Genomic DNA, 19,506 nt, shown 5'->3' with positions numbered 1-19,506 from the left:
ATGCATGTCGTCTTGTGTGGTTTCCCTCGGCAACCATTCTCACAATGGCAACATGTTCTATTACATACAACTGTATCACATCAGCCAATCAATCATACCTTAGCTTTGGGGGTAAAAATTCTGACGTTGTCTTGCAAAACGATTTTTTCCAAAGCTAACACCGCGGAATATATGGAATTACTTAGGGGTTATTCAAGAATTACGTTTTAAGCTTATTTTATGTCAAGATTTAACAATTTAAAAAAGCTGATTTCCCTGAATGCGAAGGCAAATGACGCTTTTACATTGCTTTCCGGCAATTACTTCAGTGACCAGGTGGAGCCGTTTGGTTTGTCTTCAATGGTGACGCCCTGCGAAGACAAACTGTCGCGTATCTTGTCGGCCACTTCGAAATTCTTGGCTTTTCGGGCGGTGTTACGTGCGTCAAGCTGATGCCGAATGAGTTGGTCAAGCAGACGATGCTCGGCTTGCATGTCGGCCTTGCCGCATGCGCTTTGTGAACCGGTACCGTTTGCGCCCGCTCCCGCAGACCACGGCTCGGCGAGCGGATCAAGACCAAGTGTGTCGAGCATCGCGCGCACGGTAAGCAACGTCTTCTGCAATCCGATGACGACGGCAAGTGCATCGATGGCGTCGGAACCTAGATTGCTGTGGCCCAGTGCGAATCGCGCCTTGGCGTCCTGTTCGATGGCTTCGGCAGGCATATCGCCGTATTTTGCGCTGACTTCATCGAAAGTGGAACGATACTCATCGATCAGCTTCGCAAGGTTTTCGGTTCTTAGATCGCCAAATGCCTTCTGGTTGCTTTCGGATTGGCCGATCAGCGTGTTGCCGTGGCGGATGGCGGTGAAAATCGCTGCGGTGGCCCCGGCGACGTTGATGTCATCGTTCATCGCCTTGACGAAATCTTCCGGTAGCTGGTCGGCGGTGACAGCAACGACGGAATCCCTGCTGGGCTGGCCATTGCCGAGCCAGACGGTGCCATTGGAGCCTTTGGTCTCGCTGCCACGAGGCGCATCGGTTTGGTTGGCATCACTGAAGTATGGCAGCAGCGTTTTGCCGGCTCGTTCAATGAAGTTCATGATGCGTTTGTAGGCCGCGTTGGCCTCGGCGAGTGTCTGATCGCTCCACTCGAGCATGGAACGGTATTGCACACCGCCCAAGGCGTAACGCACCACCCAAGCCGAGTTCTGGGCAAGGACGCTCGGTACGGAAAGTCCGTTGCCCAATGACTTCGACATCTTCTCGCCCTTGGCCGTGACCCACGCCGAGTGCATCCAGACGTTGGCGGATTCGTAACCGGCCGCGCGCGTCTGCGCCATCTCGTTTTCATGGTGGGGGAAGCGCAGGTCTAGGCCGCCGCCGTGGATGTCGAACATGCCGTCGAGATAACGGTGGCTCATCGCGGAGCATTCGATATGCCAGCCCGGGCGTCCGGTGCCGAACGGGGTGTTCCAGCGCGCGGTTTCGGGATCGCTTTCCTTCGAGGCCTTCCACAGCGCGAAATCGCGGGGATCGTGCTTGGCCGGGTCGTAATCGGCAGGATCGACGGGATTGTATTTGTCGTCGCCGGACTGGTCGACGCTGGGACCCATGCTGTCGGTGACGGCGCTGGCCGCGTCATGTGTTTCGTCGGCGCTCTGTTTCTGATGGGTAAGCTCGCCATAGTGCGGCCAGCTGGCCACGTCGAAGAACACGTTGCCGGTGGGTTTGCCGTTTTCGTCGGTGATGACGTAGGCGTGGCCGCGGTCGATCAAGCGTTGGATAAGGTCGACCATGTCGCCGATATGGCCGGTGGCTCGGGGCTCGTAGGTCGGGGGCAACACGCCGAGCGTGTCGTAGGCACGCGTGAATTCGCGTTCGTAATAATAGGCGCGTGCCCACCACTGCTGGCCGGCGGCCGCGGCTTTGTCCAAAATCTTGTCGTCGATATCGGTGACGTTGCGGATGAACGTAACATCGTAACCGAGCTTTTGAAGCCAACGGCGCACGATGTCGAAGGCGACCGCGGCGCGGATATGGCCGATATGCGGCGAGCTCTGCACCGTCGCGCCGCAGACGTAGATGCCAACCTTGCCGGGCACGATCGAGGTGAACGCGGACACTTCGTGCGTGGCCGTGTTATAAAGTTTCAGGTCAGTTGCGGCCTGTGAGAGTGCTTTCGACTGCTTAGATTCAGAAAGGTTGGAATTCTGCGGTTTCGTGGCGTTTTCCATAATTATCAAGAATATTGGCTTTTACCGACAAAAAAACGAAACCGGCGTTCGCCTGAAGTCAATTGTTGCTGATTTGGGAGGACGAAATGCCACAATGGAATTATGACGATGCCGAAAGTGTTTATCCTTCAACATGTTCCCTGCGAAAAGCCAGGACGTATTCTTGATAATCTTGATGATCTCGGCATGGCCAGTCAAACATTGAGCATTGCCGGTGAAGCCAATGCCGATGTGCCCAAAAGTGAGGAGATTGCGGGACTTGTTGTAATGGGTGGGCCGATGGGGGCACAGGATTACAAAGAATATCCGGGGCTGAAAACTGAGGCGAAACTGGTGCGCAAGGCTGTGAAGGCGGGCAAGCCGGTATTGGGCATCTGCCTGGGCCATCAGATCATCGCTACCGCCCTCGGTGCCAAGCTACAAAGCGAAAAATGTTCGGAAGTCGGTTTTGCGCCTATCAAACGCGTCGCAAAAAACGACTGGTTCCCCATGTGGACCGATGAGATTAACGTGCTCAACTGGCACAACGACGTCGTCTCCGTGCCCGAGGGCGGGCAGTTGCTGGCCTCGTCCAAATATACGGAAAACCAGGCGTTTTGCTACAAAAGCGCGCTTGGACTGCAATTCCATCTTGAGGTCACGCCGACGTTGCTGGATGAATGGCTCAGCGAACCGAGCATGGTCGAGGGTATGAAGAAAAGCGAAATCACGAAGATCCGCGAGGATTTCAAGCGTTACGACGTCGAGTTGCAGCCGCTTGCCGAACAGGTCTTCTCGGCGTTCGCCGTGCGTTGCGCCACCAGTGCCCGCGCGATGAGTGAGTGAGGCACCTTCTTGATGCGTCTACATATGCGGGATGCATCGCTAAGCAGAAAATATGCCTCAAGAATCTGCTTAAGTACGCACGTATGAGGCAAGGCTCGTCCATAAGCAGAAATCATGTGTTGGAAGTTTGCTTAAGTGCGCGTGTACGGGTTTTGATGCTTGACTAAGCAGATAACTTGACATGTGCAGCTGAATTTGGTCTGAGCTAAACAGTGTTGAGAGGCGGCGATACCATCGAATTACTATGCCGACTTATGACTTGGGACTTGAACACGTTTCGCTTGATTTCGCAACCAAAAATATTTTCACCGATGTGACGCAGGGTGTCTTCGAAGGCGACCGTATCGGCATCGTCGGCAAGAATGGCGATGGCAAGTCCACGTTATTGCACTTGTTGGCCGGAACGCAACAGCCCGATTCCGGGCGCGTGACCACTCGCAACGGTCTGACCTTCGGCATGCTCGACCAGCGTGATCCTCTTGACGATAATGCGACTGTACGCGAGGCCGCTCTTGAAGGTCGTGAGGATTACCAGTGGGCATCCGACACGCGCTCGCGCGAAATCGTTGAAGCGCTGCTTGGCGGCTTAAGCCTTGACGCAAAGGTTGGTTCGCTTTCTGGTGGACAGAGGCGCCGTGCGGATTTGACCCGTTTGCTGCTGAAGGATTGGGACATTCTCGCGCTCGACGAGCCTACGAACCACTTGGATATTGTCACCATTCACTGGCTGGCAGAACATTTGAAGAACCGTTGGGCCGCGGGGCAAGGCGCGCTGCTGCTGGTCACCCACGACCGCTGGTTCCTGGACGAAGTCTGCGAGTCGATGTGGGAGGTGCACGACGGGGTGATCGACCCCTTCGAAGGCGGCTACAGCGCTTATATGCTCCAGCGCGTCGAACGCGACCGGCAGGCCGACATCCGCGAGGAACGTCGCCGTAACCTGGCCCGCAAGGAGCTGGCGTGGCTGACCCGCGGCGCCCGTGCCCGTGCCACTAAGCAGAAGTTCCACGTCAAGCAGGCGCACGAATTGATCGACGATGTACCGCCGTTGCGTAATACGTTACAGCTCAAGCAGATGGCGACTTCTCGGCTCGGAAAGCAGGTTGTCGACCTGAATGACGTCACTCAGATTTTCGAGCATCCGCAAGGCACTGTTGCCAGTGGCAACAGTGCGGTGTCAAGCGGCGAAGCTCAAAATTTTGCCAGTGATGACGAAAATAACAATATCGTTCCTGCTTTGTATGAAGAACCGAAAGTCATCGGATCTGTTGAACTTGCCGTTGACGATAATGAAACGACATCCGCCGCGCAAAAGGTGACGGTAAGTGGTCGCGAGATTCTTGATGACGTCACTTGGCTTATCGGGCCGGGCGACCGGTTCGGCATTGTCGGGGCGAACGGTGCCGGCAAGTCGACGCTGCTCAAGATCATCGATGGCACGTTGACGCCGACGGCCGGGCACGTGAAAATTGGCAAGACCGTGAAGTTTGCGGTGCTTTCGCAGCGTCTTGACGAGTTGGAGAAGCTCAACAAGTACAAGATCAAGGAAGTGCTGAGCCGTTACAAGCCCACATACGAAGTCGACGGCAAAGAAGTTTCGACCAGCCAACTGATGGAACGGCTCGGCTTCTCGGCTGCGCAATTGATGACACCAATCGCCGACCTTTCCGGAGGTCAGAAACGTCGTATGCAGCTGTTGCTGATTCTGCTCGACGAACCCAATGTCTTGATTTTGGACGAGCCCGGCAACGACCTCGACACCGATATGCTCGCCGTGATGGAAGATTTGCTTGATTCCTGGCCGGGCACCTTGATTGTGGTCTCCCACGATCGTTATTTGCTGGAACGTGTCACCGACGAGCAGTTCGCGCTGATCGGCGGCAAGGTTCGTCATCTTCCCGGCGGGGTTGACGATTATCTTGAGATGGTGCGCAAAATCGAGAACGGTGAAACGCTCGATGAGGTTATTGGCAGCGATCATGGTGGCAAGTCGTCGGGCAAGGGCTCTTCTTCGAGCAGCGGCAACAGTGTGGCTGGTTCTCGGCCGGCAAACGGAAATGAGAACGTTGGCGGCGGTAACGAAGGTTTCGATTCGTCCGGCGAGTCGAAACTGACCGGTAAAGCCTTCCACGATGCCACTCGTCGTCTCTCGGCCATCGAACGGAAGCTGGCCAAACTCGAAACCGAAAAGTCAAAAATCGAGCAAAAAATGGCTGCTCACGACCCAGCGGATTACGTCGGCCTGGGCAAACTCAACGAGCAGCTTTCTGCCAACTCTGACGAGAAGGATACCTTGGAAGCCGAATGGATGGACCTATCCGAGCGGGTGGAATAGTCCTTTCTGTGTCGTTTGCTGTGGTAAATTGTGCTATTGCTTCTGTTCCTGTACGCGGATTAATTTTCCGCGTGCGTAATCGTCAAGTAGAGAGCGAGCTTGTTCTTCAGCGGTTTTACCGTTGCTGTGTGCGATAGCCGTAAACTTTGTCAAGATACTATCGTCAATGTCAATAAGAAAATCATTTGAGTTAGGTTGTTGCCTACTGGATAATGTTTGAACCATAAGAGCCTCCTTTGGCTTTTATTTTTGATAGCTCCAAGGATTAATAATTTTTATCCCGGTATTTTCGAAATCCTTTACGTTCCGAGTAACTATGACCATGTTATTGGCCATGGCAATTGCTGTGATCATGGCATCATTGGGACCCATAGGTCTGCCCAATTTTTTTCTTTGAGCAGCAACTAACGCATAATATGGAGCTGCCTGTTCATCGAAAGGAAGTGGTCTGAATCGAAAATCAGAAAGCGTAGATACGACGCTGTTGCGTATGTCGTCTTTGCGTTGACCTTCTGGCAATAGCTCGATGCCATATATGAGTTCGGCTAAAGTAATACTTGATATGTACAGAGCGTCTGGTGATTGGGCGAAAAACCAAGCAAGGACATTTGCGTCAGGTACCTTGCGACTGGCAATTTCACTTACTACATTGGTATCGAGTAGAAACATCAGCTTCCCAATTTTATATGGCGCATTTCACTGCTACGGGGAGGAGCCAATTGCTCGTCACCAGTAAGCCCAGAATCTTTTAGCAGTCGATGAGCTTTTGCGAAGATTTCAGCTGTAGTTGTTGGTTTCCTCTCTTTTTCTTTTTGCGTGTCTGGCTCTTTCTTCCCTCTTTGTGCAGGAGAAACGTCATTGTCTGTGGCATGAGATTGTTCGCCAAGGAGATAGGTCTGCAACTCCTCGGAGAGGTTTGTGGAGCTCATTGCTTTATGAGCTACCCATGCTGCTGTCCATTGTTCGACATGAGATCGTATTTCTGCTTCCATGGAACGGTTGTTGGTTTTCGCTGCTTGTTTTAAGATGCTGATTTGTTCGTCAGGGACATTGCGGATAGTCAAAGTGCCCATTTGCCCTCCTTTAAAATGTTGATTACATATATGCTAGCAAAATGCTAGCATATATGTCAAATACGATTTAGCAGGAGACTCAGCAACAAAAAGGTGGATATGGCTTGAAACCATATCCACCTTAAATATGTGAATCGGAGTTGGTCAGCGCCCTCGAATTTCGCTGCCGACCACCTTTTCGCTCAAGGCGTGCGGGCCGCGAGTCACGGCTACGGCGCCGGAACGAACCAGCTCGATGATGCCGTAATCGTGTAAAAGACCGAGCAACGCGTCAATCTTGCCCTCGGCACCGGTGGCCTCGATGGTCAGGGATTCGGGGTGCACATCGACCACGCGAACTCGGAAAAGACGCACGATTTCCAATACGTCGGAACGGTTCGTCTCGTTTGCGGCGACTTTGATCAGCACCAGTTCGCGCTCGACGGCGTCGGTGTTGTCAAGGTCGACGATTTTCAGCACATGAAGCAACTTGTTGAGTTGCTTGATGATTTGCTCCAGTGGCACTTGCTCGACGTCGGCGGTCACGGTAACGCGCGAAATGTCCGGGCGCTCGGTGGGGGAGACGGAAAGTGAGTTGATGTTGAAGGCTCGGCGGGCAAAAAGGCCGGCGATGCGTGCCAGCACGCCGGGGCGGTTTTCGACCAGGACGGACAGGGTGTGACGCTCGCTGTGCGGAGTGGATGCGGGGTAGATTGCCATGATGTTCCTTTCTCCTTGTCCTTATTTTTCCGATTGTGCCGTTGACGCAGCTCCAGCGGCAACGATTGCATTGTCGGTATCGGTCTGAGGCTCGTCGGCGCTCGAATCTGAACCCGAATCCGAAGTATCATTGTGCAACAGCGGTTGCACGCCCGGCTTGTAGGTGACGGTGTCGTTGGACTGTCCGGCGGCCACCATCGGCCAGACCATCGCGTCCTTGTAGACGCGGAAGTCGATCAATACCGGACGGTCGTTGATCTCGTTGGCGCGTTTGATGGCAGCTTTCGCCTCGTCCTGCGTAGTCGCGCGGATACCGACGCAGCTATACGCCTCGGCGAGCTTCACGAAATCGGGGACGTTGATGATATCTTCCGTGTTTTCGCCATCGCGGATGCTGGTCTGCGAATAATGCTTGTCATAGAAGAGCGTCTGCCACTGACGGACCATGCCATAGACGGAATTGTTCAGGATCGCGATTTTCACCGGCGCATTGTCGATGAACGCGGCTGCGAGCTCTTCGGAAGTCATCTGGAAGCTTCCGTCGCCGTCAATCAGCCAGACCGGCTTCTTGCCGCCGAAATCTCGGGACGATCCGACTCGTGCTCCGATGGCGGCCGGAAGGCCAAATCCCATCGTTCCCAAGCCGCCCGAGGAAATCCAGGAATGCGGGTTTTCGAAGTCGATCAGCTGCGAGGCCCACATCTGGTGCTGGCCCACGCCAGAAACCCAGATGGTGGAGGGTGCAGCCTGACGTGAAAGCTCCTCGACGACCCACTGAGGCGAGAGCGTGCCGTCCGGCGTCGCTTCGTCATACTTCATGGGGTATTTTTCGCGCCACGAGTTGATGAGATTCCACCACGGCTTGAGATTCGTCGCGCCGCGTATGGCCTGCCCGCGCTTGATTTCGGCATTCAGGGCGTCAAGCACTTCCGCGACGTCGCCGACAATCGGCACATCCGGCTGGCGGCGTTTGCCGATTTCGGCCGGGTCGATGTCGATGTGAATGACGCGGGCGGCGGGGGCGAACGCGTCCATTTTGCCGGTCACGCGGTCGTCGAAGCGTGCGCCGATGGCCACCAGCAAGTCGCATTTCTGCGTCGCAGCCGTCGCCGCCAGCGTGCCGTGCATCCCCAGCATCCCAAGCACTTTCGGATCGGAATCCGGCACGATGCCGCGAGCGGGAAGTGTGGTGACAATGGGGGAATCGGTCAGATCAGCGAGCTCCTTGACTTGCGCGCCAGCGTTGGAACGCATGGCACCGCCGCCTACGTAGAGCACCGGACGGTAGGACTGCTCGAAGAGTTTTGCGGCTTCGCGCAGGACGTGACCGTGAGGTTTGGTCGTGGGATTATAGCCGGGAAGTATCATTTTTTGCGGCCAGGAATAATACATTTCACCGACTTGCGCGGTCTTGGAAACGTCGACGACGACGGGGCCGGGGCGACCTGAACGCGCGATATAGTGCGCTTCTGCGAGTACGCGTGGGATATCCTGTGCGTCAGTGACGAGGTAAGAATGCTTGACCACCGGATAGGTGATGCCGACGGTATCGGCCTCCTGGAAGGCGTCGGTGCCGATTGAATCGATGCCGACCTGCCCGGAGATGACGACGAGCGGAACCGAATCCATATTCGCGTCGGCGATCGGGGTGACCATATTCGTGGCGCCCGGCCCGGAGGTCACGATGCACACGCCTACGCGCCCTGTAGCGACGGCGTATCCTTCGGCCGCGTGACCCGCGCCCTGCTCATGGCGCATCAGCACGAAACGAAACTTGGTGTCGTCGTGAATCTGGTGATAAACCGGCAGGATAGCACCGCCTGGAATGCCGAAAACATCCTGCACGCCCAGATCTTCCAGCGTGCGGATCAGCGCCTGCGCGCCGGTCATTTTCTCGCCGTCGACGAGAGTCTGTTTGCTTGTCTTCGTTGGTGCTTTCGGCACCGCGCTGAATGCCTGTAAAGGCGTTGGTGACACCATCGTTCCTCTTATCTCTTCGGGTTTATAGGAATTGTCTTCTGACCTGCTGCGTATGGTGTACGTCTGCATGGTAATGACGCTCGGTGTTCGCTCGCCCGTTCGTGGCAGGCCGTGGCGCTATGCCGATGTGCTAGATATCATAGCGCCTTGCGTGCGTGGGAAACGCTTATTGCCCAAATATTGGCGGGGGTGTCGCAAGCCTGTGGGGATTCGAAAACCTGAAAGAATTCGAGGATTCGCTATTTTCGCTGCGATTTTCCATCGTTGTGATGATGGTGCTTTTTAGCCTGATGGCGGCTCGGATTCGTGTCCAATTCCGTCCATGCGGCTTTTGCCGCGGCGAGCTGAGCCTTGCGTTTGCTGGAACCGGTGCCGACGCCAAGCACTTCGTCATCGTCGCCGACGACGGCACGGGCGGTGAAGACCTGCGCGTATTCCGGCCCGGAGACGGCCATGCGGTAGCGCGGGTCTTCAAGCCCCATGCCGTGCGCTTTGACGGTCAGTGAGGTCTTCCAATCCAGTGCCGGACCTTCGGTAGCGACTTTTTTCAGTTCGTCGTCGACCAGATGGTGCACGACCTTACGGGCCTCATCAATTCCGTGTTCCACGAACGTCGCGCCGATCAGCGATTCGACAATATCGCAGAGAATCGAGCTTTTCTCGGCACCGCCGGATTCCGCCTCGCCATGACCGAGCAGGATATAGGGGCCGACCTGGAGCTTTTCGCGCGCGATTTGCGAAAGCGCCTTTTCCGAGACGGCCATCGCCCGCATCTTCGCGAGCTGGCCTTCGTTCATATCGGGGTGGACGCGATAAAGCGTTTCCGTGGAGACGAACTCGAGTACCGCATCGCCCAGGAATTCCAGGCGTTCGTAATTCGGCGCGCCCTCGTGCTCGTGCGAGAAAGAGCGGTGGGTGAGTGCCATCACCAGCATGTCCGGCGAAAGCGTGGTGCCCAGGCGCTTGAGCAGTTCCTGCTGCGGAGAGTTGGGTTTGACGGTGTCGGGTTTGATGGTGTGGAACTTGGCAGTGTCAGGCTTAGTGGTGCTGGATTTGGTGGCATTCGCCTGCGAAGAGGTCGTCGCTGTGGTCGGGGCAGTTTGTGAATTTGAGCCCATGGTGGTGGATTCGATATTTTCGTTATGTTGTGAATCGGTCACGATAGTCCTTTTATACGGATATGACCCCGACGAACATATTGCGGGCACCAAGCCGGTTGATGGCGAATACTGCGATATCGAATATCGTCAGGATAGCTGAACCGTATTGGCTACTGTAATACATCTGCGTGGCGGTGTAGATGGTGTTTTAATTATTTTAGATTAAAGCCGAACGTAAGTAGAGATGCAAAAGCCCCGCCACCCGTCGATGGCAGGGCTTTTATCTGCTAGTGTTTCACTTGCTCAGCGACTTGCTGATAGCCTCGCGATACACGCGGCCGCGGAACGAACCGCAGCTCGGGCAAGCCATATGCGGCAGGGTCGGCGCACCACAATTGGGGCAGGCGACGGTCTTGGCCGCGCTGGCCTTCCAGTTGGAGCGGCGCGAATGCGTGTTGGCTCGCGAAGTCTTGTACTTTGGCAGTGCCATGGTATTCCTCTATTTCGTTCGAACAAATTTGAGCTTAAGCGTAGACAAGTCTAACGCAATCTCGGTACAAGCGCTATTTGCGCTGTTCCTCTTCCTTTTCGAGCTCGGCTTTGAGACCGGCTAGAGCGGCGAAGCGGTTGTCGACCACGTCATGATGGTGATCGGGATTGTCGTTCAAGTTGATGCCACACTGCGAGCATAGCCCCTTGCAATCCGGCCTGCACAATGGCTGCAGCGGCAGGTTTTCGACCAAGGTATCGCGCAGGAGCGCTTCGAGGTCGGCGAAATTGCAATCGGCGCTCAGCGGGTAGGTGTCTTCCGACTCGTCCTCGCCGGCGATGATATCGATATCTTCGTCGTGCTTGCCGTGCCCGTTATCGGCGTTGACGCTCGCTTTGGCGGAATCAAAGGGGAAGAACGCGGTGACATCCATGCCCCAGTCGCGTTTGAGGGGGGTGAGGCAGCGCACGCATTCGGCGTGAACCGGCGCGTCGAAGTGGCCGGTGAAAATCAGCCCGTCGACGATGGAATCGAAGGAGCCACTCACTTTGACCGGCGCGCCCTCCTTCACCCCGATGACGTTGTCGCCGATGCCGCTTGGGGCGGGAAAATCGGCATCAACGCTTTTGCTTTGGCCGGGGCGCGAGATAATCTGCCCCACACAGACGGCCCATTGCGAATCTTCAGGTCTGCTCATATATCGTTATCATTCTTTCGAATCTGTCTGTTTGTATCTGTTTATGCTATTCGGTTTTCTTCGACGGCGTCTGCTTGTTGGCGAGAGCGTCGGCTTGGGTCTTTTCCAGCTGTGACGCGGCCTCGTGCTGGCGCTTGTCGATCACTTCGATGCCATTGCGGATGTCGCGGTCGTACGTGGTGACCTGGTCTTTCAAGGCCTTCATCACGTCGGCACAATAGGCGTTGGCGCCTTGTACGAGCTTGGTCGACTTGGCTTGTGCATTGTCCATGATCACGCGGGCTTTCTGCTGCGCGATATCTACGACGCGCTCTTGTCCGGCGAGAATCTGGGCCTGCTCTTCGGCATTCTGCTTGATCTGAGCGGCCTGGCTTTGCGCCTTGGTGACGATGGCCTGGGCCTGGCTTTGTGCGTTCTGCAGGCGTCGCTCGGCCTCTCGCATCAGCGAGGACGCGCGTTCGAGCTGGACGGGGAGCATGGCTTTGAGCTGGCCAAGCTGGTCGAGGAATTCGTCGCGGTCGAGACGCACCATGCCAGGGGTAAAGATGCTCGGTTTGGTCTCCTCGATGGCGGCGCTCATCTGGTCGATGATGTCATAGACCGTCGTGAATTCGTTGCGGCTTTTGCTTTCGGCGTTATCTGCGTTGTCGGAACCGTCATCGGAATCGTCGTCATTCGCGGACGTTTCGTCGTGATGTTCCCGCAGATCCGGGAGATCGGAGGGCGACGCAAAAAGTGGTTTGGCGGCTTTCGGGGCACCCGGATCATTGTCATCTACGACGGCATTATCGTTGGTTTCGTCGCTGTCAACGGGATTGTTGGGGTCCCCGTCTTCTTCATCGTGGTTCGGCGAAAGGTCGTCGATCGGAATCACCTTGGAAAGGGTATCGTCTTCCTCGCCGTTGAGGTCTTTTTCGTCCACCATCATTGACTCTTTTCTTTTTGAAGTTGTTCGGCGAGCATACCGACCACACAATCGGGCACCATGCCGGTGACATCGCCGCCGTGACGCGCCACATCCTTGACGATGGTGCTGGAAATATGCTCAAGTATCGGGTTAGCAGGCAGGAACATCGTCTCGACGCCGGAAAGTTTGCGGTTGACCAATGCCATCCCGAGCTCGGCCTCGTAGTCGCCGTTCTGGCGCAGGCCCTTGACGATAACCGATGCGCCGACCTTGGTGCAATAGTCGGTGATCAGCCCGTCGGTTGAAGCGACTACGACGTTAGGATAGCCGTCTTTTACCAAAGCCCGTTTGATGACATCTACGCGGGTCTTTTCCGAAAACATTGGGGTTTTCGCGGAATTTACGGCCACGACGACGTGAACCGTTTCGAAAATACGCGCGCTGCGTTCGATAACGTCCAAATGCCCTGCCGTGACTGGATCATACGAGCCCGGGCACACTGCAATAGTCATATTTAAAGGATAACGCCTGACGCTGATTTTCGGGCTTTATTCGGGTCTTCGAGGCGCCGGCGATTTTTTGTCCTTTGATTTTTTGTTCTCATAAACGATGCGACGATTCGGCGTGATGCCTAGAGATGAATGACATGGTAATCGTCGCTTGTGGTAAACGCCGGACGTTATGATATAGGCAGTATAGCGGTGATTGATGTGTGATTGTGTAGCCGAATAAGGAGACGTTATGACTGATTTTTTCGAAAGGCTGGATATTGTCGAGCGGCCGAATAACTGGCGCGATGAGGCTGGATTCGAAAATCCCTCCAAAAATCCGGATTCCGGCGCAGGGACCGCGGTGCTTGAGCGCCCGGAAACCAAAGAGGAAAACAAGCTTGACGACAACGGCGATGCCGATCGCTTCGCTCATTACGTTTCGCGTGACCGTATGCGCGAGTCCCAGCTCACCGGACGGCCTGTGGTGGCGCTGTGCGGCAAGATTTGGGTGCCGAAGCATGATCCTTCAAAGTATCCGGTTTGCCCCGATTGCAAGCGCATCTACGAGGAAATGACCGGCAAGTAAAGTCAGGTTTCTTGCGCGGAGACGATTATTGTTTCGCCGTTTACATAATAAAGGCTGTGTATACCGGAAATCGACGGTATGCATAGCCTTTTGCTTTATTTTGTACCTCTTGGTGCGCCAAGAGGGCGATTATATAAAGAATTGAGTGATATTCGTCAAATTTTGGGGCTCTTGGTGCGCCAAGAACCCCGTTTTCTGAAGAATTCACCTCAAAGCGTTGTATTTGGGGGTACTTGGTGCGCCAAGAACCCCAAAAATGAGCAAATTGATGCCGGAGCAGCAGGTTGTGATGCTGCGATTACGTTCTTTAGAGCACGTCGATTAGCGTGGGAATCGACGGGTCGCCCTTCATCAGCGATTGCGCGGTGATGGGCAGTTCGGCCAGTGCCTTCGCGTGGTAGTCGTGCGCGGCGGTGATGGCGTCGTGGCCCTGGTACTGCTTGTTGGGTTCACCGTGGTCCATGTAGGTGACCATCAGGTCTTTCCAGCCGTCCTCGGGATGGAACTTGGCTAGTTTCTCCTCGCTGCCAGAGATGACATGTTCGGCGGTGGCCAAACCGTATTCGTAGGAGCGGAAAGCTAGCTTGCGGCCCGGTACGGTAGCTTTGTGCTCGGATTTCTTGGCGACGGGCACCATTTCGCCGTTCTTGCCTTCACGTTCGGTGAGCTTGTAGACCATCGCGCAGGTAGGCGCGCCGGAACCGGTCACCAGCATTGTTCCTACGCCATAGGAGTCGACGGGAGCGGACTGCAGGGCGGCCAGCGCATATTCGTCGAGGTCGTTGGTCACGGTGATTTTCGTGTTCTTCGCGCCCAAGGCGTCCAGCTGGTTGCGTGTCTGCTGGGCCAACGCGGCGAGGTCACCGGAATCGATGCGCACGCATCCCAGCTCGGGGCCGGCCACCTCGACGGCGGTCTTGATGGCTTCCTTGATGTCGAAAGTATCGACCAGAAGAGTCGTGTTGGCGCCCATGGCGTTGATCTGCGAAGTGAAGGCATCGCGCTCTGAATCGTGGACTAGGGTGAAGCAGTGGGCCGAAGTGCCGATGGCCTTGAGGCCGTAAAGCTGTGCGGCAAGAAGGTTCGCGGTGCCTTGGAATCCGCCGACCACCGCAGCCCTGGCGGCGGCGACTGCGGCCCATTCGTTGGCGCGACGGCCACCCATGTCCATGCAAGGGCGCTTGCCTGCTGCGCTGGACATGCGTGAGGCTGCGGCGGCGACGGCGGAATCGTAGTTGAGGATCGAAAGCAGTAGCGTTTCAAGCAAGGTGCATTCGCCAAACGTGCCCTCGATTTCGAGGATGGGGGAGTCCGGGAAATACATTTCGCCTTCGCGGTAGCCCTTAATCGAGCCGGTGAATTTGAAGTTGCGGAGCCACTCGATGGTCTTGGGGCTGACGATCTTGCGGTCGGAAAGGAATTTCAGGTCATCGTCGTTCAGGTGGAAGCGCTCGAGCGCGTCGAGAATACGCCCAGTGCCGGCCACGACGCCGTAGCGACGTCCTTCGGGCAGATGGCGCGTAAACACTTCGAAGACGCACTTGCGATTCGCGGTGCCGTCCCTGAGCGCCGCGTCCAGCATCGTGTATTCATACATATCGGTCATCAAAGCCGGTGAATAATCCAGCATCACATGCCTCCCTGAGGTGTGTATCACTCGTGCCCCTTGCGTTGTCGGCTTTGCCGGCTTGGCCACGAGATTCGCGTCGCCGGATTGCCCGGCCGCGTTGCTTTTCACTTTGAGTCTAACCCGACACGGCGATTAATAGTAATTATGACTATAAGTAGACATTTCGGCATCGATTCATAAAAGATGCTGGCAGATTGAGCTGTTTTCGCATGTTGCCCATAAACTGAATCGCATGAAATATTTTGTCGGAATCTACCGTCTTGTCATCGCATTTCTGTGTCTGGCGTGGACGAGTGTGGCTTGGAGCGAGACCAGCTATTGGGTCTACTTCACCTACGAAACCAACTTCCTGCTCGGGCTGGTAATGCTGTGGGCCGGTATCGCGTGCCTTATCGACGGCAAGCAGCCGCCCGCGTGGCTCAAAGGCATTCTGACACTATATATATTGATTACCGGCGTTGTCGCTGCAACGCTTCTGCCGCCTGCCAATCCTGCGACCGCAAAGTATGTGTTCGGCATCATGACCAATGTCATTTTGCACCGGGTTGTGCCGATTCTCGCGGTGATAGATTTCATTCTTTTTGACGCCCACCGCCGCTTCAAGTGGCATTATGTGCTCACTTGGCTTATCTACTTCCCGTTCTATCTGGCGTTCGTGCTCATCCGTGCGCAACTCTGGCCCCATTCCGGGCCTGAGGCCGGCGGCAATCCGTACCCATACGGTTTCATCGATGTCAACAAGATTGGCTGGAACAAGATGTGGATCAATATCGCGATGTGCATCGTCGCCTTTGCTGTTATGGGGTTTGTCATCTTCCTTATTGACCGTATCCTGCCCAAGAAACCGCTGATTGGTTCCGTGCGCAACTGAGCGGTTGCGTGTGGAACTTCCGCGAACCCTGCTTCGCTATAGCAAACGGATATTTTTCTTTATTTGCATTATTCGCTATTCTTCCGCTGCGATGGTGAAATTTGTATACTGACGTGACCGGCTGATGGTAGGTTGGCGGTATGGCTGAAATCAAAGATTTATTGGATAAGAATACCGTTGTGCGCCCCGACGGACGTGCCGTCGACGAGCTGCGGCCTGTCAAGATCACCCGTCATTTCACCGATGCCCCGGAAGGCTCTGTGCTCATTGAATGCGGCAACACTCGCGTGATGTGTACCGCTACATTTGCGCCCGGAGTGCCACGCTGGCGCAAGGATTCGGGCCTCGGCTGGGTCACCGCTGAATACGCGATGCTGCCGCGCGCCACCTCCGAGCGCACGCCGCGCGAATCTGTGAAAGGCAAAGTCGGCGGACGCACGCAGGAGATCAGCCGCTTGGTCGGTCGTTGTCTGCGTGGTGTCATCGACATGAAGGCGCTGGGCGAGAATCAGGTGCAGCTGGACTGCGACGTATTGCAAGCTGACGGTGGCACTCGTACAGCATCGGTGACCGGCGCTTACGTCGCGTTGGTCGACGCCTTGCACTGGGCCGAAAAGCACAAGCACATCCGTTCCGCGCAGAAGGCCATTAAGGACCAGATTTCCGCGGTTTCCGTGGGCATCATCAACGGCACCCCGATGCTCGACCTGCCGTATATCGAAGACAGCCAAGCCATGACCGACATGAATGTCGCCATGACCGGCTCCGGCAAGTTCATCGAGATCCAAGGTACCGCCGAGCATCGCCCATTCACCCGCGACGAGCTCAACGTGCTGCTCGAGTTGGCAGAGAAGGGCAACAAGGAGCTCCAGCGCGCGCAGAACGAGGCGCTCGCAAAGGACTGAATTCAAAAGCGCCATAAATGGGCCGCTGAGACTTCGTGAATGGCTTGTTTATATCGGGTTCGGATGTTTGCGTCATAATTGGACCGCTGGGATTGTGCGAGTGGCGGTTTTATGTCGGATTCGAATATCCTCGCCATAAATGAGCCCCTGAGACCGAATCGGTGGCTCATTTATGGTGGAATATAGTTGGAAGGGAAGTTGGGATGAAAATCGTCGTCGCCACGCATAACGAGGGCAAGCTGCCGGAGATTCGTACCATCCTCGAGGAAGAGCTGGGCAAGGCCGCACAGCACGTCGAACTGGTTTCAGCAGGCTCGATGAACCTGCCCGACCCGGTTGAAACCGGTGTGACGTTTGAGGAGAACGCATTGATCAAGGCGCGGGATGTGGCGAAGCGAACCGGGCTGCCGGCGCTCGCCGATGACAGCGGACTGATTGTTGACGTACTTGGCGCGGCTCCTGGCATCCTTTCGGCGCGTTGGGCCGGTGCTCATGGCCATGACAAGGCCAACAACGCCTTGTTGCTCGCCCAACTTGAAGACATTCCCGACGGTAAGCGTGGTGCCCGCTTCAATTGTGCGGCGGCTTTGGTGGTGCCGAAGCATTGCGGTGAGGAACGGCCAAACGGAACCGCGCCGAAGGCCGAAGAGACCGTGAAGCTTGGCGAGATGCGTGGCACGGTCATCCGTGAGCCTCGTGGCGAGAACGGTTTCGGCTACGATTCCATCTTTGTACCAAATGACCAGCCTGGCCGGTTGAACGAAAACGACGAAAAGCTGACCAGCGCCGAAATGACAGCCGAGGAAAAGAACGCGATTTCCCACCGTCACAAGGCTTTCGTCGCGCTCGCCCCCGCGATCAAGGCGCTTATCGGCTGAGCAGAGCGCTCTTACATATGGATGATGAAGTGGGCGACGGTCATCATAATCGTTCCGACCACGGCGGTCAGACAGAGGATGAAGCCTGCGAGCTTGGCGTTGCCGAGCACCTTGTCGGTGAACATCGTCGAGAAGATGGCCGTCGGCGCGAGGCAGCACATCACGGCGGTCTCGCGGATGACGGAGCTGAACGGCAGGATATACCAAGCCAGCAAAGCAAAAATGATGGCGCAAGGTAGACGCCAGGCCATGACCTCGCCGACGAACTTGAGGTCGCGTTTGGAGCCTGGCAGATCGGTCAGCATGCCGACCATCACCATTGAGCAGAACGCATTCGCTGCCGAGAACGGCTGGCAGACTTGTGCGATCCAGTTTGGGAAGCGGAAGTTGAAGAGCATAAGCACCAGCATCAGAATGTAGGTGTCGAACGCCGGTGAAGTGACGAAGCCCTTGACGATGTTGCGAATCAGAGCACGGCGCTGAAGTCGGCGGGCATCGCGGTCGGTCGCCTTGATCCGCGGCAATGTCGGAGCGTCTCCGGCGTGCTGCTCGGCCAGTGTTTTGCCGGGGGTGATGTGCAGAAGATTCTGTGTCATCACGTTCGTACCGGCCGCAACCATGATGTCATTGCCGATGTCAAACATCGCCGCGGGAACCAACGCGGCCGGGCCGAGGAATGCCTGAACCATGGGGAAGCAGAAGCAGCCCACGTTGAACCCACTGCCGTTGAGCATCAGAAATGCGCGGTCGGAAACGGGGCGATGGCGCGTGGTAACGAAAATCAGCAGCGGTGGAATTAGGGCTGCGCAGAACGAAAAGCAGGAAAGCAGCAAAAGGTTGAGCTGGTGGGGGTTCGTAGCGAAGGAGTAAATAATAGCGCCGGGCAGCACGATATCGAATTCGAGCACTTGCACCACGCGATAGTCCTTCGGCCCCAAAATGCCGGTCCGTTTGAACAGGTATCCCAGCAAAATGATGAGCAGCAGCGTCGCTGGTTGAATGAGTGCTGACATGGACTTGTTTCTCTCCCTTTTCTATGGTTCTCTGCGCAGGCGGCGAGTCGGCCGTCAATTGGCTTACTCCGACATATCATAGACTTCGGCGTTGCCGTTAGACGGCAAAAAATCAGCAAATAGTTTTAAAGGTGTGCATATGGCGGGTTCAGATGCTTCAAATTCCCATATTGTGGGAACAATCAGACGTTGCGGGGTAGCCGATGCTGGTTTGCTGCACCAGCTGAGCGTCGAGACCTATGTCGATACCTTTGACGGAACAAGCTCGGATGAGGACATGAAAAAATTTCTTGCCGAGACTTATGCCGAGCCGATTCTGTGTAATGAATTGGCGAATCCGAATTCGATGTTTTTTATCATTTATATGACTGCTGATGCGCAATTTGGGGAACGGGGGCAAAGTGGCCAAATTGCAGAAGGCATTGCCGGTTCCGATGATTCTGCTGGAATCCCCGCTGGTTATATGAAGCTGAACTTTGGTGATGCCCAGCTCGAAGATATGGGACCAGACACGATGGAAATCCAGCGACTTTATATCCAGAAAGCGTTCAAGGGCTGCGGGCTTGGCACTCAGCTGATGACTCTAGCATTGGACGCGGCTCGCAAACGCAACTTGCGCAAGGTGTGGCTCGGCGTGTGGGAGCACAACGAGCCGGCCAAGCGCTTTTACGCCGGCAAGGGTTTCGTGCGCGTCGGTCAGCACGCGTTCTGGCAAGGCGATGACAAGCAGACCGATTACTTGATGGCGCGCGAGGTGTGAGAGTACTTCAAGGCTGCATTGTGCGGGACGTCTGATAGATTGAATTCGTT

At 55.6% G+C, this 19,506-nt stretch carries 20 protein-coding genes; 7 read left to right on the top strand and 13 right to left on the bottom strand.

Features of this window, described 5'->3' with window-relative positions; all coding sequences use genetic code 11:
* Positions 1–299: 299 nt before the first annotated feature.
* On the bottom strand, positions 300–2,216 hold the full coding sequence (gene cysS / locus OZX70_RS07730; RefSeq protein WP_277182174.1) for a cysteine--tRNA ligase: 1,917 nt from the start codon (positions 2,214–2,216) through the stop codon (positions 300–302).
* Positions 2,217–2,318: 102 nt separating this feature from the next.
* Between cysS and OZX70_RS07725 the strand changes: the two genes are divergently transcribed.
* Both OZX70_RS07725 and OZX70_RS07720 read left to right on the top strand, forming a co-directional pair.
* Positions 2,319–3,041 carry a type 1 glutamine amidotransferase gene (locus tag OZX70_RS07725; protein ID WP_277180467.1) on the top strand — a complete coding sequence of 241 codons (723 nt, stop codon included), beginning with the start codon at positions 2,319–2,321 and terminating at the stop codon, positions 3,039–3,041.
* Positions 3,042–3,285: 244 nt separating this feature from the next.
* Positions 3,286–5,376, top strand: a complete 2,091-nt coding sequence (locus OZX70_RS07720; RefSeq protein ID WP_277180465.1) for an ABC-F family ATP-binding cassette domain-containing protein — start codon at positions 3,286–3,288, stop codon at positions 5,374–5,376.
* Between the two features lie 33 nt (positions 5,377–5,409).
* Here OZX70_RS07720 and OZX70_RS07715 read toward each other — a convergent pair whose 3' ends face one another.
* The 10 genes from OZX70_RS07715 to coaD all read right to left on the bottom strand — a co-directional run bounded on the left by OZX70_RS07715 (position 5,410) and on the right by coaD (position 12,834).
* Positions 5,410–5,601 (bottom strand): hypothetical protein, encoded by a 192-nt coding sequence (locus OZX70_RS07715; RefSeq protein WP_277180463.1) that lies wholly within the window; start codon positions 5,599–5,601, stop codon positions 5,410–5,412.
* Positions 5,602–5,619: 18 nt separating this feature from the next.
* The gene (locus OZX70_RS07710) at positions 5,620–6,045 is read right to left on the bottom strand and encodes a type II toxin-antitoxin system VapC family toxin (protein ID WP_277180461.1); all 426 of its coding nucleotides are present in this window, start codon (positions 6,043–6,045) and stop codon (positions 5,620–5,622) included.
* Positions 6,045–6,449: a hypothetical protein gene (locus OZX70_RS07705; protein WP_277180458.1), complete on the bottom strand. Its 405-nt coding sequence runs from the start codon at positions 6,447–6,449 to the stop codon at positions 6,045–6,047. The genes OZX70_RS07710 and OZX70_RS07705 overlap by 1 nt, the downstream gene beginning before the upstream one ends.
* A 144-nt stretch (positions 6,450–6,593) precedes the next feature.
* Complete coding sequence (gene ilvN / locus OZX70_RS07700; protein ID WP_277145708.1) at positions 6,594–7,148, bottom strand: acetolactate synthase small subunit; 555 nt, start codon at positions 7,146–7,148, stop codon at positions 6,594–6,596.
* Between the two features lie 21 nt (positions 7,149–7,169).
* Positions 7,170–9,128 (bottom strand): acetolactate synthase large subunit, encoded by a 1,959-nt coding sequence (locus OZX70_RS07695; protein ID WP_277180456.1) that lies wholly within the window; start codon positions 9,126–9,128, stop codon positions 7,170–7,172.
* A 239-nt stretch (positions 9,129–9,367) separates the two neighbouring features.
* Positions 9,368–10,141 (bottom strand): ribonuclease III, encoded by a 774-nt coding sequence (gene rnc / locus OZX70_RS07690; RefSeq protein WP_277182173.1) that lies wholly within the window; start codon positions 10,139–10,141, stop codon positions 9,368–9,370.
* Positions 10,142–10,523: 382 nt separating this feature from the next.
* Complete coding sequence (rpmF, locus tag OZX70_RS07685) at positions 10,524–10,718, bottom strand: 50S ribosomal protein L32 (protein WP_277142447.1); 195 nt, start codon at positions 10,716–10,718, stop codon at positions 10,524–10,526.
* A 73-nt stretch (positions 10,719–10,791) separates the two neighbouring features.
* Entirely contained in the window at positions 10,792–11,415 is a 624-nt protein-coding gene (locus OZX70_RS07680; protein WP_277180454.1) for a DUF177 domain-containing protein, read from the bottom strand.
* 46 nt (positions 11,416–11,461) lie between these two features.
* On the bottom strand, positions 11,462–12,343 hold the full coding sequence (locus OZX70_RS07675) for a cell division protein (RefSeq protein ID WP_277180452.1): 882 nt from the start codon (positions 12,341–12,343) through the stop codon (positions 11,462–11,464).
* Positions 12,340–12,834 carry a pantetheine-phosphate adenylyltransferase gene (gene coaD / locus OZX70_RS07670; protein ID WP_277180450.1) on the bottom strand — a complete coding sequence of 165 codons (495 nt, stop codon included), beginning with the start codon at positions 12,832–12,834 and terminating at the stop codon, positions 12,340–12,342. The genes OZX70_RS07675 and coaD overlap by 4 nt, the downstream gene beginning before the upstream one ends.
* A gap of 229 nt (positions 12,835–13,063) precedes the next feature.
* Here coaD and OZX70_RS07665 point away from each other — a divergent pair, with 229 nt between their 5' ends.
* Positions 13,064–13,399, top strand: a complete 336-nt coding sequence (locus OZX70_RS07665; protein ID WP_277180448.1) for a DUF3039 domain-containing protein — start codon at positions 13,064–13,066, stop codon at positions 13,397–13,399.
* Positions 13,400–13,706: 307 nt separating this feature from the next.
* On the opposite strand, the gene OZX70_RS07660 is transcribed toward OZX70_RS07665, so the two are convergent.
* Positions 13,707–15,029 carry a nicotinate phosphoribosyltransferase gene (locus OZX70_RS07660; protein ID WP_277182171.1) on the bottom strand — a complete coding sequence of 441 codons (1,323 nt, stop codon included), beginning with the start codon at positions 15,027–15,029 and terminating at the stop codon, positions 13,707–13,709.
* A gap of 232 nt (positions 15,030–15,261) precedes the next feature.
* On the opposite strand from OZX70_RS07660, the gene OZX70_RS07655 reads away from it, so the two are divergent.
* The 3 genes from OZX70_RS07655 to rdgB all read left to right on the top strand — a co-directional run bounded on the left by OZX70_RS07655 (position 15,262) and on the right by rdgB (position 17,683).
* The gene (locus OZX70_RS07655; protein ID WP_277180446.1) at positions 15,262–15,900 is read left to right on the top strand and encodes a Pr6Pr family membrane protein; all 639 of its coding nucleotides are present in this window, start codon (positions 15,262–15,264) and stop codon (positions 15,898–15,900) included.
* A 140-nt stretch (positions 15,901–16,040) separates the two neighbouring features.
* Positions 16,041–16,805 (top strand): ribonuclease PH, encoded by a 765-nt coding sequence (gene rph, locus OZX70_RS07650; RefSeq protein WP_277180444.1) that lies wholly within the window; start codon positions 16,041–16,043, stop codon positions 16,803–16,805.
* Positions 16,806–17,008: 203 nt separating this feature from the next.
* Positions 17,009–17,683 carry an RdgB/HAM1 family non-canonical purine NTP pyrophosphatase gene (gene rdgB / locus OZX70_RS07645; RefSeq protein WP_277180442.1) on the top strand — a complete coding sequence of 225 codons (675 nt, stop codon included), beginning with the start codon at positions 17,009–17,011 and terminating at the stop codon, positions 17,681–17,683.
* 11 nt (positions 17,684–17,694) lie between these two features.
* Here the strand turns inward: rdgB and OZX70_RS07640 are convergent, their stop codons facing one another.
* Positions 17,695–18,696 (bottom strand): AEC family transporter, encoded by a 1,002-nt coding sequence (locus OZX70_RS07640; RefSeq protein ID WP_277180440.1) that lies wholly within the window; start codon positions 18,694–18,696, stop codon positions 17,695–17,697.
* Positions 18,697–18,787: 91 nt separating this feature from the next.
* Here OZX70_RS07640 and OZX70_RS07635 point away from each other — a divergent pair, with 91 nt between their 5' ends.
* Positions 18,788–19,456, top strand: a complete 669-nt coding sequence (locus OZX70_RS07635) for an N-acetyltransferase (RefSeq protein ID WP_277180438.1) — start codon at positions 18,788–18,790, stop codon at positions 19,454–19,456.
* Positions 19,457–19,506 lie beyond the last annotated feature (50 nt).

The organism is Bifidobacterium sp. ESL0732 (assembly GCF_029395535.1).
Lineage (GTDB): Bacteria > Actinomycetota > Actinomycetes > Actinomycetales > Bifidobacteriaceae > Bifidobacterium.
The sequence above is the reverse complement of the archived record's forward strand: the minus strand, read 5'-3'. Positions and strand labels throughout refer to the sequence as shown.

What these genes read in the sequence shown, in the direction of transcription:
- OZX70_RS07695 (WP_277180456.1), bottom strand. Translation starts at nt 9,128, where the DNA reads ATGGTGTCACCAACGCCTTTACAGGCATTCAGCGCGGTGCCGAAAGCA.
- OZX70_RS07725 (WP_277180467.1), top strand. Translation starts at nt 2,319, where the DNA reads ATGACGATGCCGAAAGTGTTTATCCTTCAACATGTTCCCTGCGAAAAG.
- OZX70_RS07655 (WP_277180446.1), top strand. Translation starts at nt 15,262, where the DNA reads ATGAAATATTTTGTCGGAATCTACCGTCTTGTCATCGCATTTCTGTGT.
- OZX70_RS07660 (WP_277182171.1), bottom strand. Translation starts at nt 15,029, where the DNA reads ATGCTGGATTATTCACCGGCTTTGATGACCGATATGTATGAATACACG.
- OZX70_RS07665 (WP_277180448.1), top strand. Translation starts at nt 13,064, where the DNA reads ATGACTGATTTTTTCGAAAGGCTGGATATTGTCGAGCGGCCGAATAAC.
- ilvN (WP_277145708.1), bottom strand. Translation starts at nt 7,148, where the DNA reads ATGGCAATCTACCCCGCATCCACTCCGCACAGCGAGCGTCACACCCTG.
- coaD (WP_277180450.1), bottom strand. Translation starts at nt 12,834, where the DNA reads ATGACTATTGCAGTGTGCCCGGGCTCGTATGATCCAGTCACGGCAGGG.
- OZX70_RS07675 (WP_277180452.1), bottom strand. Translation starts at nt 12,343, where the DNA reads ATGATGGTGGACGAAAAAGACCTCAACGGCGAGGAAGACGATACCCTT.
- rph (WP_277180444.1), top strand. Translation starts at nt 16,041, where the DNA reads ATGGCTGAAATCAAAGATTTATTGGATAAGAATACCGTTGTGCGCCCC.
- rdgB (WP_277180442.1), top strand. Translation starts at nt 17,009, where the DNA reads ATGAAAATCGTCGTCGCCACGCATAACGAGGGCAAGCTGCCGGAGATT.
- OZX70_RS07640 (WP_277180440.1), bottom strand. Translation starts at nt 18,696, where the DNA reads ATGTCAGCACTCATTCAACCAGCGACGCTGCTGCTCATCATTTTGCTG.
- cysS (WP_277182174.1), bottom strand. Translation starts at nt 2,216, where the DNA reads ATGGAAAACGCCACGAAACCGCAGAATTCCAACCTTTCTGAATCTAAG.
- OZX70_RS07680 (WP_277180454.1), bottom strand. Translation starts at nt 11,415, where the DNA reads ATGAGCAGACCTGAAGATTCGCAATGGGCCGTCTGTGTGGGGCAGATT.
- OZX70_RS07720 (WP_277180465.1), top strand. Translation starts at nt 3,286, where the DNA reads ATGCCGACTTATGACTTGGGACTTGAACACGTTTCGCTTGATTTCGCA.
- OZX70_RS07710 (WP_277180461.1), bottom strand. Translation starts at nt 6,045, where the DNA reads ATGTTTCTACTCGATACCAATGTAGTAAGTGAAATTGCCAGTCGCAAG.
- OZX70_RS07715 (WP_277180463.1), bottom strand. Translation starts at nt 5,601, where the DNA reads ATGGTTCAAACATTATCCAGTAGGCAACAACCTAACTCAAATGATTTT.
- rpmF (WP_277142447.1), bottom strand. Translation starts at nt 10,718, where the DNA reads ATGGCACTGCCAAAGTACAAGACTTCGCGAGCCAACACGCATTCGCGC.
- OZX70_RS07705 (WP_277180458.1), bottom strand. Translation starts at nt 6,449, where the DNA reads ATGGGCACTTTGACTATCCGCAATGTCCCTGACGAACAAATCAGCATC.